Below are 13,535 nucleotides of genomic sequence, written 5' to 3' on the forward strand. Positions count from 1 at the left end.
TTTTATATTTAAGGAGGAATGGATTATGAAATTAAGAGGTATAGATGTATCACATCATCAAGGGAATGTAGACTGGAATAAAGTTAAAGGACAAATAGATTATGCAATTTTAAGTGTAGGTTATGGTGATGACATAACAAGCCAGGATGACAAGCAATTCCATAGAAATGCTAAGGAATGCACAAGACTTGGAATACCATTTGGAGTTTATATTTATTCTTATGCAACATCAACAGTTCAAGCTAAGTCTGAGGCAGATCATGTATTAAGATTATTAAAAGGTTATAAATTAGATTATCCAGTTTATTATGATTTGGAAGATGCAGGAACTACAGGAAAGTGCTCTAATAAAATTATAGCAGATATGGCGGAGGTATTTTGCAATGCTATAGAAAAGACTGGTTATTGGGCAGGTATTTATGCTAATACATCCTGGTTTAATAATAAGCTAACAGATAACAGGTTTAATAAATGGGTTAAGTGGGTGGCTCAATATAATACGACTTGTACCTATAAAGGTAAACATGATATGTGGCAATATGTTAGTGATGGAAGAGTAAATGGCATTAGTGGTAATGTAGATATGAACTATTGCTATGTTGATTATCCTGGACTAATTAATTCTAAAGATAACATAGATAAACCAGAAAAACCAAAACTTAATACAGATAGTAAAGAGGAAAATAAAATGGATTATATTATACAATATTCAAATGCAACAGACCAGGCAATAGCTGAGGTAATAGCTGATAGGATTAACTGTCCAACAATAAACTGTTTAAGACCATATGCACATTATGGACAATATAAAACAGTTATTGCAGTAGGAGAGGCTAAGAATAAGAGTGGTTATACAAATGTACTTATCCAGGGTAAGAATAGAGAGGAAACATTAGATAAGGCTATAGATTATTGTAAGAAGTTAGGTAAATAATATTTAAGGCTAGTAGGGAGTAAAATATTTATTAGTCTTATTATAAACACATAATTGAAAAGGGAACAAATGTTTGACAAAATGTATTTATAGGGGGTTATAAAATGTTGACTAAAAAGCAAAGGATAGTTCTTAATGCCATAAATGAATATGTACAGAGGGAGAGTATTTCACCAACAGTTAGAGAGTTATGTGATATTGTAGGTATAACATCTACATCTACAGTTCATGCACATTTAAATAAGCTTGAAGAAAAGGGATATATAACAAGAAAAAGAGAATCTCCAAGGAGTATAAGAGTAGTAAAAGAATACAACATATAGACTTTTAATAGGATTGTATTTTATACGAGTAAAGATTAGGTTAATTATACTGAGACCTAGTCTTTTAAATATGAAATATAGATGTTAAGTTTATATGTGGTTTTTAAAAGAAACTACATTAGATATTTATAAGTAGTACAAAGAAATGACTAAATGAATGTTAACTGACTTTATAATTTATATAGGAAACTATTTAACTATTTAAATAGTTGTTTTATTCATGCAGGTTTGAAGGAATTCAGATTATAGGTGATGTGAGTAAAGGGGGTATATAAAGGTGCAATTTGAAAGATTTTAACAAATATGATATAATGGTAAAGAATGAAATATATAAGAAAGGTTAAAGCGGTAAGAACAGCAAATAATTTTAATAGATACACGGAATTAATAGGGAAATTAAACAATTTAGAAGTAAGAATATGGTATAATAAACGTGATAAAAACATTATTAATGAAATAGATAAATCATTATCAATAAAAGAACAAGCAAAGCAAGCTCACTTTTTAAGAAATAAGTATAGAGCACAAGCTAGAAAGCTAATGGCAGATAGAATGTTGGCAGAAAAATTAAGTATTAATAATACTAATCTACCTTTTGAGTATTATGAAAATAAATATTTAAATCAAGGATATAATGACAATGAACTCTATGAAAAGATAATAGCAGCATCTACAAGGACAAATAAAATGGTAAACGTAGCATTAGGAATTGGTTAGTGATTCTAAAAGTGCTACTATCATATTTTCAAGATAAATTTTTAAATTAGCTAAATTAAAAATGTTTTAATTATAAAATATATTTATATAATTTACCAAAAGTGAAATTAAGGGCAGTAGACTGAAGAAAGTCTTACTAGCCTTATTTTTATTTCATTTAAATTGAGTATAAAATTGTTTATGGAAATAATAGAAAATTTAGAAAAAAATGTTGACCAAGCGGTGGGAGTTAGGTACCATAATATTGTAATAATAATTTTAAATGGAGGGTTACAAAATGGAGCAACAATATTTATATACTGATAGGCTTTTACTGCGTAAGTTTACAATAGATGACCATGAGGATTTATATGAATATTTATCTAATTCCAAAGTTGTAAAATATGAACATTATGATACATATACATAATTTATCTTTAAAAATAATGTATTATTTTCACGTTGACATTGATATATATAGCTTATAGAGAAAATATAGGAGATGAAAAAATGAAAAAAGTATTGTTGATTATAATGTGTTTAGGTGTTGTCGTTACTTCCATGGTAGGATGCAATAAGTCTATTAAAAACTCTAACAAAGATGAAAGCAATGGAACTCAAATTGAGGAACCAGTAGAAGATAATAATGTAAACATAGATATAAGAGATACTGCAATACAAGTTCAAAGTTCACAAGTAGAAAGTGGAGAATTAGAAGGAGAAAAAGTATTTGCAGTAGGAGTTGTATCTTCAATAGATTCTTTAGGGGAGAATATAGACAAAACTAATTTCATAATCACACAAAATGAAGGAGAAGAGGCCAAGTCTTATGTAGTTACATGGGAATTAGGAAAACTTAATTTTAAAAGTTTAAAAATATCAGACGGAGATGTAGTTAGGATTTATGGGGTATTAGAAGGGGAAAATGAAAAAGGTATGCCAATAATTAAATCTTCTCTCATAGATTTGGCAATGTAGTGTATGCAAAATAGCAAGAAATTAATTCTTGCTATTTTTATTTTTATAAAGAAAATAGATATTAATAGTAAGCATATGTTGTTACTAATTGTTAATAAGTAAATAATTTGTTAATGTACTTTTTCCTTTTAATGAAGATATTTATATATATGAAATGTAGGTTCAATTTTCAGAAAATTTCATTGGGATCAGAATGACGATTCTCAATGGAGATAAAGAATAAAGTTAATTTTTATTGAAGGAAAATAGGATTAGAAATTCATTGTTGTAAAAATATTACTTTAAAAAGAGATTATGCTATGAAAAGTGAAGATAAATTAAGATAATGTGCCATGAAAACGTTTTAAATAGTGGGAAGTTGAAGAAAACTAAGGTAAGTGACAATTGATGAAACTGACTAGTCGGTATAAAATTGAGAGATATTAATGAAAGGGAGATGGACATGAACTATGGCAAAGATATCTAAGAAGATAGCTGAGAGTAGAGTTATAATTTTAGTTTTAGCATTTTTATTACTTATTCCATCTGTATTGGGGTTTATTAAGACTAAAATTAATTACGATATACTAAGCTATTTACCAGATGATTTAGAAACTGTAAGAGCAGAAGAGATTCTAAAAAGAGATTTTGATTGTGGATCACTTAGTATGCTGATAGTAGAAGGTATGGAAGATAAGGATGTAGCAAAAATAAAGGAAAAGGTGGAAAAAATTCAAGGAGTACAAAAGGTATTATGGATAAATGATGTTTTGGATTCACCAATTCCTAAGGATATACTTCCTAGTAGCATACAAGATGTGTTTTATGCTAAGGATTCAACTATGATGGTAATAATGCTAGAGGAAGGTAGTGCTAATATTATTACACAAAGTGCTGTAGAAGATATAAGAAAGGTTGCTGGAGAACAAAGCTTTCTAAGTGGGATGGCTGGAATAGTTAAAGATACTAAGGACTTATCAGATAAGGAAACTCCATTTTATGTATTAATAGCAGTAGTATTATCTTTAATAGTTCTAGCACTGACTATGGATTCAGTGGTAATACCAGTTATATTCTTAGGGAGTATAGGAATTGCAGTAATTTATAATATGGGAAGTAATATTATTTTCGGAGAGATATCCTATATAACTAAGGCTCTGTCAGCAATATTGCAACTTGGAGTAACTATGGATTATTCAATTTTCTTACTTCACAGATATGATGAAGAAAGAGAAGTTCAAAAGGACAAAGTAATAGCTATGGCAAATGCTATAGCAAATACAATGACTTCTGTAGCAGGAAGTTCATTAACTACAATAGCTGGATTTTTAGCTCTTTGTACAATGGACTTAGCTCTTGGTAAAGATATAGGGCTAGTTATGGCTAAAGGAGTATTACTTGGAGTTATATGTACAGTAACTGTTTTACCTGCTTTAATTCTTACATTTGATAGGGTTATTCATAAATACAGACATAAAACTTTACTACCAACCTTTGAGAAGACTTCTGAATTTGTGGTAAAACACCATAAAGCCTGTGTACTAATAGGAATTTTAGTATTTATTCCTGCATTTATAGGTAAGGTTAATGCTAAAGTATATTACAATTTAGATGAGTCCCTTCCAAAGGATTTACCATCTATCGTGGGAACCAATAAGTTGAAGAATGACTACGGAATGACATCTACAAACATGATTTTAATTAAAGATAGCCTTGATAACTATAAAGTTAAAGCCATGGCTGATGAACTAGAACAGGTAGATGGGGTATCCTCAGTAATTGCCCTAGAGAAAATATTAGGACCAAGGGTACCAGAGAGCTTTATACCAAAAGATTTATTAGAAAAGATAAGATCAGGAGGCTATGAGCTTTTTGTAGTAAACTCAGAATATAAGGCAGCAACTGATGAGGTAAAGGAACAACTTGTAAAAATAAACGACATAGTAAAAAAATATGATTCTGATGGATTAGTAAGTGGAGAAGCTCCATTGACTAATGACTTAATCAAAATTTCAGATATAGACTTTAAAAATGTTAGTATTGCATCTATAGTAGCTATATTTATAATTATAGCACTAGTATTTATGTCATTAAGTTTGCCGATAATTTTAGTTATTGCTATTGAGCTTGCTATATTTATAAATTTAGGTATTCCTTTCTATACAGGTAGTGTAATTCCTTTCATAGCGTCAATAGTGATAGGAACAATACAATTAGGTGCTACAGTGGATTATGCTATATTATTAACCTCTAGATTTAAAGAAGAACTTGAAATGTCATCAAACAAAATGGATGCTATGAGAATAGCTGTTCAAAGCTCATCTAGATCAATTATTACTAGCGCTTTGACATTCTTTGGGGCTACAGCTGGAGTTGGTATTATATCTAAACTGGAAATGGTAAGTTCTCTATGTACATTAATGGCTAGAGGAGCAATTATAAGTATGTTTGTAATTTTATTTGTATTACCAGGGATTCTGCTAATTAGTGAGAAAGTAATAATAAAAACAAGTAAAGGTTTTATAAAAAATGTTGAGGAGGCTGCATAAAAATGAAAAGAAAAGCATTATCTAAGAGAGTTATAGTGTTAGCTACAGTAGCAGCTATGATGACTTCTACAGTGGCAATGGCACAAGAAATAAATAAGGATGAAACAGTATATGTAATTTTAGATAGTAATGGAAAACCAGAACAAAAGATAGTATCCACTTGGATAAATGGTGAAGAAAATCTAGGAGAATTTAAGGACAAGTGTAATTTAGATAATATAAAAAATGTTAAGGGTGAAGAAACTCCAACTATAAGTGGAGAGGAACTAACTTGGAAGGTAGATGGAAAAGATCTTTATTATGAAGGAGAAAGTAAGAGAGAATTACCTTTATCAGTTAGTCTAAACTATGAGATTAATGGAAAAAAAGTAGAGCCTAAGGAAGCTTTAGGACAATCAGGTAATTTTAAAATAACTTTAACAGTAAAAAATAATGAATCACGAACAGTTAAAATCAATGGAGAAAATAGAACTTTGTATGTTCCTTTTGTCACAGTTTCAGAAATTATGTTATCTAATGATAAATTTAAGGACGTAAAGGTGGATAATGGTAAACTTATTCAAGATGGAAATAATTCCTCAATTACCTTTGTTTCTGCACCAGGATTAAAAGAGTCTTTAAATTTAGGAAGTATATTAGATATTAAAGATACTTTAGTAATAGAAGGAACAACTACAAACTTTAGTGTACCAGCTATTATGATGGTTGCAACTACAGAAGCACTAGATTTAGAAAATATTAGTGATGATGATAGTTTAGATAGTTTGAAAGATTCCCTTGTTCAACTTCAAAATGGTGGGGATGAATTGTTAGAAGGTTCTAAAAAGCTAGTAGATGGTCAAGGGCAGTTAAGTTCCAACTATGCTAAATTTAATGATGGAGTAGGAACTTTAAAAAATGGAGTTGCTGATTTAAGTAATGGAATAGACAGCTTATCTAATAATACTCCTACTTTAAAAGCTGGAGCTGATAAGCTACAAAATGGACTTTCACAATTAAAAGATGCTCAAGGACAATTTTCTAAAGGAATAGAAACTTATGAAGACAACGCTTCTAAATTATTTACAGCCTATAATTCCATAGATAAAGGGATAAATTCATGTTTAACTGGTTCAACAAAGCTAAAAGAAGGATTAGCTGCAGGTAATGAAGGTTTAACTAATCTAAATAATTCTACAGCAAATTTAGATACAATAGCAGCTCAATTAGATGCAATGAGTGCTTCAGTTGCAAAGGTTAATCCTGAATTAGCAAATAATATTGCAAAGGCAAGTGGTGGAATTAAAGCTGTATCTCAGGGACAAAAGGATGGCATAGGAAAACTACAACAAGGAATGAAAGGTGCTTCTATTGGTGCAGGTGACCTTGAAGAAGGATTAAATGGATTATCTAAGGGGTCAAATGAGTTTAAAAATAAAGGGCAACTTTTATTACAAGGTACTAACACTTTAAAGGAAAGTTCAGCAAAACTTAATGGAGCTTCAACAGAGTTGTATAATGGAAGTACAGCACTATCTCAAGGAATTGGTTCTTTAGTAAATGGTACTAATAAGTTAAGAGCTGGAGGTTCATCATTATTAAATGGAAGTAATGAACTATATGATAATTCAGGGAAATTATTAAAAGGTATAAATCAATTAAAAGAAGGAAACACAGAACTTTATAAGGGTGTTGTTAAATTAAAAGAAGAAGGCTTAGATAAGTTAAATGAAAAAGGTAATACTGCTATAAAGGATATACAAGGGGTAGTTGAAGCTAAGGACGAGCTTGTAAAACTTTCTAAGGAATATGGTGCTTTTTCAGGTATGAATAATTCTATGAATGGAAAAGTTAAATTTGTTATGAGAACAGAGGAAGTTAAAGCAGAGGCAGATAATAAGGGAGATAAAGAGAAGGTAGTAGTAAAAGAAGAAGTTAAAGAGGAAAAAGGTTTCTTTAAAAGTTTATTAGATATATTTAAAAAATAGATTTATGTATAGTAATATTAAAAACAAGAGAGGTTCTTAAGAACCTCCCTTATATTTATATTTAAAATATATTATCAGTGTTAACTAATAGTATGTATTTTAAATGAAAGATTATTAAGAAAAATTCTAATAATAATGTAGAAAAACTTAGAATAATTTCATAAATGTAGGTAAAAATACTACCGAAGGAGGAGTATTTATGGATATTGTAAGTTTTTTATTATATTTTACATTTAATTTCTTTTTCTATGGATTTGTAGGGTGGATAATTGAGAATTTGTTTTGCTATTGTATTAGAGGTCACTTTCAAAAGGATGGCTTTCTAAGTGGACCATTTAAACCTATGTATGCCATAGCTATGAGCATTTTAGTAGTAATAGAATCTACTTTTACAATTAATGTTTATTATTTAATGCCATTATGTTTTATAATTCCAACTACTGTGGAATATTTAACGGGAATAATAATGAGAAATCATTTTAACAAAAATTACTGGGACTATACTGATCTTAAGTATAATTTTAAGGGAATTATATGTTTAGAGTTTTCTATAGCTTGGACTTTATTAAGCTTTATTGGAGTAAAGTATTTGCAGGTAGTGATAAATCAAGCATATGAAATAATTTATCCAATATGGCCAATTTGTTCTACGATTTTACTAATAATTTTACTTATTGATGAGATTATTACTTTTAGAGAGTTTAGAGAAAAGGGAAAAATTATCCAAAATTAAATTAAGACATAGTAGTAGAATAAGGTCTATATTTATAAAGTATTATATAAACAGGTAGTTAGTATAACTGCCTGTTTATTTTTCAATAAATCCTAATAATAGTTTGTTTAATCTATAAGACAAAAGTATAAGTACAAACAAAATTATAATATATCTATAAATACATAGACAAAAACTTGAATATATCATATTATTATATTATAGAATAATTGAATAATATTTGATTAAGGGAGGTATTATAGTGGAAAAGATGGATAGATTTATTGATGATGAAGGTAGAATAAAAATATGGCCAAAGAAGAAAGAAGTAAAAATTGAGATTCTGAAATATTTAGCTACTAAGTTTAAGTATGACTGTTTATATAATGAGAAGGAAGTTAATGATATTATTAAAAAATGGCATACTTTTGAAGATTATTTTTTGCTGCGTAGAAGTTTAATAGATTATAAATTTTTATGTAGAAAAAAGGATGGATCAGAATATTGGAGAAATAGTGAGGAAACCCATGAATAATAAAATAGATATAAAAAAAAGTAATATAAAGAGTGTTGATACAGAAAATAAAGATATTAAAAACAGTGGAGTTTTAGAAGTAAAATCTAATGAAATATTCTGGAATTCAACCATGGAAGAGCTTAAAAAGGGATATATTCAAGAAGGAGATATTATTAAATGTTTAATTTGTGGTAAAACATTCCAAAATGGAAAAGTATATAGAATAGATGAAGAATTTTATGAATCATGGAAAGCAGCAGAGCTTCATATTCAGAATGCTCATAATTCCATGTTGGAATATCTACTAAATATGAATGGAATTTTTACTGGGGTTACAGATGCACAGAGGGAAGTATTAAAGCTTTTTGCAGAAGGTATATCAGATAAAGAAATAGCCAGTAGATTAGGAGTTGCCACTTCTACTATAAGAAATCATCGATATAAGTTAAGGGAAAAAGAAAAGCAGGCAAAGCTATATTTAGCAATGATGGAATTATTAAATGAAAGTACTAATAAGAAGATAAATAAATTAGAAGAGGGAATTATTTGTGATGCTCATAAGACTGCTACTACTTTAGATGATAGATTTAATATAACTACTGAAGAAAAGCTTCAAGTTATACAAAATTATATTAATGAAGATGGTAGTTTGAAAAGATATCCATCTAAGGAAAAGAAAAAGATTATAGTTTTAGAGCAAATAACAAGAAATTTTACTATAGGAAAAACTTATCCAGAGAAAGAAATAAATAGAATATTGGCTAGGATATATGAAGACTATGCCACTGTAAGAAGAGCATTAATTGAATATGGATTTTTAAGCAGATCTAATGATTGTAAAAAATATTGGGTGAAAGAATAAAATACTATAAGTGTGAATACTTTAAATTAAATTGAAGGAAAAATAGTATTTATATAGAATATACATTATTATTAGATTACAGTATAAACTTAAATAGAAGTAGATTTTAATTAGTAATTTATAGAAAGGAAATGGTATAGAAAATTTATATAAATTTATCTATACTGGGTGACAATATGAAAATAGAATTAGATGATAAAAATATACTTTATGTATTAGACAGTATTCATGGTAAATATATAAGCACAAAGTTATATTTTAAGGAGCATACCAATGAAATAGATAAAATAGGTATGACTACTCCTGAAGAATTAAAAGACTTATATAATAATTTACTTGAACAAGTACATGCTCAAGGAGAGTACAAATTTCTAGAAAAAATAAAGTAATGGAAGGTAGAGTTTCTATTGCATGGAAATAAGGTCATATACAAAGAATAAACTTTGTATATGACCTTATTTTACTTCAGGTAGGTGATTCCAATATCTGGTGGGCATACTTCTACGTGTTAATTTAAGATTTTCTCGTTCCTTTATATTTATAGCATTGTAGAATTCTTTCCAAAGGCTTTCAAAATTATCATTAAGAGAGGAAGTTTCTAGATATTCACCATTAGCTTTAGAAAAAGATGAGATAATACCGTCTTTTTTATTATATATTAAAGCAAGCTCTCTCTTTATATCATGAATTATAAAATTTTGGTCAGAAAATCTTTCTATAAAATGAGTCTGAATAAGGGGAAGAATATTATGATCAGGCTCTATAACTGAGTAAAAGGTAAAGGGAGCTATTTCTTTAAATCTAACAAATCCAGTAAATCTATGAGCTTCTAAAGAGACTCTTCTGCAATATTTATCTACAGTTAAGATAATGTCATTATTTTTAGCTAAATTAATGCTATCTCCAAATTTGTAACAAAGTTTAATGTATTTAAATATTAAATCCTCAGAAGAGGGGAGAGCACTTAAATATAAATAGTATATATTTTTAAGTGTTAAGTAGCTAAGGTTATCTTTTATACTAGAATATACTCTATTAAATTTGTCTTCTTCAGTAGTTATTTCTTCTGTTGTTGTAATTAAGCTAGGAACATATGAGGAAGACTTGGTAATTTTCACTTCCTCTTTATAACTATAGGCATAGAAAATTGTAGTTAAAAGTCCCTCAAAGGAACCATCGTATAAAAATTCTTTCATGTTGTAACACCACCTATAACTTTATTATATTTATAGTTCTCCAGTTATATAGGAACCTCTATCCTCTAGAAGTAAAGTTTTATCTAAGGAGTTTATATCATCTTGGGAGGATGAGGATAATATAAGTTTATTATATTCATTACCTAAAATTGGTATAGAACTGTTATTATAGTTAAAGCCAAGAAAGCTTAATTGTTCATACCTTTCATTTTCAATATAGTTTAAGTCAATTTTAGGTTTTAGCACAGATCTTACTTTTTCTTCATCTAAATCCACAGAACCGTAATACTTACCCTTACATATTATAAAGTATTGAGCTCGTTTTAAAACAACTCCTAATTTTTTTAAATCCTGAAAGGTGAGAAAACCAATTCTTCGAGCACTAATTATCTTTTTAGCGCCTCGAATACCTATACCAGGTATTCGAATTAATAGTTCATAGGAAGCTGTATTAATTTCTAAAGGAAAGATATGAAGATTATTTAGAGCCCAATTAGTTTTAGGATCAAAATTTATATCAAAATTTGGATTTTGTTTATTAAGAAGTTCTTCAGCTTTAAAACCATATACCCGTAGTAACCAATCTCCTTGATAAAGTCTATGCTCTCTAAGGGTAGGTGGGGTTTTGAAATTGGGTAAATTTTTACCATTATTCACTGGAATGTAGGCTGAATAATAGACCCTTTTTAGTAAGAAGTTGTTATATAGATTTTCTGTAAGATTTAAAATATCTAAATCATCTTCTTTAGTTGCACCTACGATTAATTGAGTGCTTTGTCCACCAGGTACAAATAAAGGAGCTTTTTTAGACAGCTTTCTCTCTCCATTACTTATAATTATGTTATTTTTTATGGATTTCATAGGGGTAAATATATCCTGTTTATTTTTTTCAGGGGCTAGAAGTTTTAGGGAATTATTAGATGGAAGTTCAATATTAACACTCATTCTATCTACATATTGGCCAGCTTCTTTTATTAGATCTTCATCAGCTCCTGGAATAGCTTTAAGATGAATATATCCACGAAAGTTAAAATGATTTCTTAGCCTTTTTACAACTGATGTTAATAGTTCCATAGTGTAATTAGGATTTTTAATTACTGCTGAGCTTAAAAATAATCCTTCAATATAGTTTCTTCTATAAAAGTTCATAGTTAAGTTTATCACTTCATCTACGGTAAAGGCAGCTCTTTCTACATCATTAGTCCGCCTATTAATACAATAGGCACAATCGTATATGCAGTAATTAGTTAATAAAATTTTTAAAAGAGATATACATCTTCCATCTGGAGTAAAGGAGTGACATATACCACTAGGAGCAGAAGAACCTAAAGCACCTTTGATTCCTCGACGATTAGAACCAGATGAGGAGCATGATACATCATATTTTGCTGCCCCACTTAATATCCTAAGCTTTTTACTAATCTCCATTTAAACTCACCTTCTACAATAAAATAGATAATCCATATAAGAATTATAACAGAACATTTGTTCGCGGTCAACAAAATAAAATTTATTTTTTGTAATATAGTGTGACTTATTTGAAGCATCATACATAACATAAAATATAGCAAGAATTATGGAGTTATTAAATGAACAATTGTAAAGATAACTATAATTGTAAGGATAAATGTGATTGCAATGACAATTGCAACGATGATTGTAAATATGATTGCAATTATGAGTGCGATTGTGATTGTGATTGTGATTCCACTGACGGTGGAGTAGGTGGAGTTGTTGATGCGAAGGAAGTTAGATGTCAAAGAAAGGAAGATAGACTACTAATATTAATATTAATACTTCTTTATTGTCAAAATGTATATACAAACTCTCAATACTATAGATGTATTAATAGTCAAATGCTAAATTACATGATGTGCTCAAATCGTCAGTTAATGTGTACAATTTTATGTATGTCTCAGAACTTAGTAGATAGCATAGTAGATTGTTGTGCTAATCAAAGAAATCGTAAATAAGAGCAGAGTAATCTGCTCTTTTACAATTGGTTAAAAATATATGAAGTGTGATAAAATAAAGTATATATTTAAGAAATAAGGTGATGAGATGGATATGTACGAAGATATAATATATGGAGAGCTAATAGAGTGGAAAAGAGAAATGATGAGGAAACCTACTATTGGAAATAAGCTTTCTAAAAATATACAAGATAAAATGAACGGATTTATTCCAGAAAAATTTCATGTTATGGTTACAGAAGTTATAAAAAATATGGTTAAAGTAGTTATTTTAGGGTCTGAATATACTACATTGGAACCTATAACATATATGTCAATAATAGAAAGAGAAATGTTAGTAAAGGAAAAGATTCAATTATATAGAAAGGTAGCAACAGTAAGTGGAGCTAGCACAGGATTTGGTGGTTTTTTTATAGGGCTAGCTGATTTTCCTATTTTGCTAAGTATAAAAATTAAGCTGTTATATGAGATTGCTAGTATATACGGTTATGACACAAAAGATTATAGAGAAAGATTACATCTTCTTTACATATTTCAAATTGCTTTCTGTAGTGATAAAAGAAGAATAGAAGTATTTCACATATTAAATAATTGGAAATCCTATTCAGATAAGTTGCCTTTGGATAAAGAAAACTTTGATTGGAGGATCTTTCAACAGGAGTATAGGGATTATATAGATTTAGCTAAGTTTTTTCAGCTTGTACCAGTTATAGGAGGAGCAGTAGGAGCTGTAGCTAATTATAAGTTAGTAGAAAAGCTAGGTGATACTGCTATGAATGGATATAGATTAAGGTATTTTCATTAGAGCAGCAAAATTTACAATTCTAATTTCAATAAAATATCTTAAGA

Annotated in this window: 15 protein-coding genes; 13 read left to right on the forward strand and 2 right to left on the reverse strand. The window is 28.7% G+C overall.

Translation table 11 applies throughout. The features are described from left to right. Window positions 1–25: 25 nt before the first annotated feature. The 11 genes from B3B03_RS12070 to B3B03_RS12120 all read left to right on the forward strand — a co-directional run bounded on the left by B3B03_RS12070 (window position 26) and on the right by B3B03_RS12120 (window position 9,906). A complete protein-coding gene (locus B3B03_RS12070; RefSeq protein ID WP_346877426.1) occupies window positions 26–934 on the forward strand; it encodes a glycoside hydrolase family 25 protein in 909 nt (302 codons plus the stop codon). 104 nt (window positions 935–1,038) lie between these two features. Further along, window positions 1,039–1,257: a LexA family protein gene (locus B3B03_RS12075; protein ID WP_346847990.1), complete on the forward strand. Its 219-nt coding sequence runs from the start codon at window positions 1,039–1,041 to the stop codon at window positions 1,255–1,257. Between the two features lie 321 nt (window positions 1,258–1,578). Further along, window positions 1,579–1,974 (forward strand): hypothetical protein, encoded by a 396-nt coding sequence (locus tag B3B03_RS12080; RefSeq protein WP_346847991.1) that lies wholly within the window; start codon window positions 1,579–1,581, stop codon window positions 1,972–1,974. Window positions 1,975–2,251: 277 nt separating this feature from the next. Then, entirely contained in the window at window positions 2,252–2,383 is a 132-nt protein-coding gene (locus tag B3B03_RS12085; protein WP_346877427.1) for a GNAT family N-acetyltransferase, read from the forward strand. Between the two features lie 80 nt (window positions 2,384–2,463). Beyond that, the gene (locus B3B03_RS12090) at window positions 2,464–2,931 is read left to right on the forward strand and encodes a hypothetical protein (protein WP_346847992.1); all 468 of its coding nucleotides are present in this window, start codon (window positions 2,464–2,466) and stop codon (window positions 2,929–2,931) included. 449 nt (window positions 2,932–3,380) lie between these two features. Continuing rightward, a complete protein-coding gene (locus tag B3B03_RS12095) occupies window positions 3,381–5,459 on the forward strand; it encodes an efflux RND transporter permease subunit (RefSeq protein WP_346847993.1) in 2,079 nt (692 codons plus the stop codon). A gap of 2 nt (window positions 5,460–5,461) precedes the next feature. Then, entirely contained in the window at window positions 5,462–7,426 is a 1,965-nt protein-coding gene (locus tag B3B03_RS12100; protein ID WP_346847994.1) for a hypothetical protein, read from the forward strand. Between the two features lie 199 nt (window positions 7,427–7,625). Beyond that, window positions 7,626–8,159 carry a putative ABC transporter permease gene (locus B3B03_RS12105; protein ID WP_346877428.1) on the forward strand — a complete coding sequence of 178 codons (534 nt, stop codon included), beginning with the start codon at window positions 7,626–7,628 and terminating at the stop codon, window positions 8,157–8,159. A gap of 250 nt (window positions 8,160–8,409) precedes the next feature. Beyond that, window positions 8,410–8,673, forward strand: coding sequence for a DUF2087 domain-containing protein (locus tag B3B03_RS12110; RefSeq protein WP_242844065.1), 264 nt, complete (start codon window positions 8,410–8,412; stop codon window positions 8,671–8,673). 112 nt (window positions 8,674–8,785) lie between these two features. Further along, on the forward strand, window positions 8,786–9,517 hold the full coding sequence (locus tag B3B03_RS12115) for a DUF2087 domain-containing protein (RefSeq protein ID WP_346848215.1): 732 nt from the start codon (window positions 8,786–8,788) through the stop codon (window positions 9,515–9,517). Window positions 9,518–9,693: 176 nt separating this feature from the next. Then, on the forward strand, window positions 9,694–9,906 hold the full coding sequence (locus tag B3B03_RS12120; protein ID WP_150843745.1) for a hypothetical protein: 213 nt from the start codon (window positions 9,694–9,696) through the stop codon (window positions 9,904–9,906). A 66-nt stretch (window positions 9,907–9,972) separates the two neighbouring features. Here the strand turns inward: B3B03_RS12120 and B3B03_RS12125 are convergent, their stop codons facing one another. Then, window positions 9,973–10,713 carry a TIGR03915 family putative DNA repair protein gene (locus B3B03_RS12125; protein ID WP_346847996.1) on the reverse strand — a complete coding sequence of 247 codons (741 nt, stop codon included), beginning with the start codon at window positions 10,711–10,713 and terminating at the stop codon, window positions 9,973–9,975. A gap of 30 nt (window positions 10,714–10,743) precedes the next feature. Further along, window positions 10,744–12,141, reverse strand: coding sequence for a putative DNA modification/repair radical SAM protein (locus tag B3B03_RS12130; RefSeq protein ID WP_346847997.1), 1,398 nt, complete (start codon window positions 12,139–12,141; stop codon window positions 10,744–10,746). Between the two features lie 161 nt (window positions 12,142–12,302). Here B3B03_RS12130 and B3B03_RS12135 point away from each other — a divergent pair, with 161 nt between their 5' ends. Continuing rightward, the gene (locus B3B03_RS12135; protein WP_346847998.1) at window positions 12,303–12,686 is read left to right on the forward strand and encodes a hypothetical protein; all 384 of its coding nucleotides are present in this window, start codon (window positions 12,303–12,305) and stop codon (window positions 12,684–12,686) included. Between the two features lie 88 nt (window positions 12,687–12,774). Then, entirely contained in the window at window positions 12,775–13,491 is a 717-nt protein-coding gene (locus B3B03_RS12140; protein WP_346847999.1) for an EcsC family protein, read from the forward strand. Window positions 13,492–13,535: the final 44 nt, after the last annotated feature.

Origin of the sequence: Clostridium sp. UBA5712 (assembly GCF_002419845.1) — a bacterium.
Taxonomy (GTDB): Bacteria; Bacillota; Clostridia; order Clostridiales; family Clostridiaceae; genus Clostridium_J; species Clostridium_J sulfidigenes.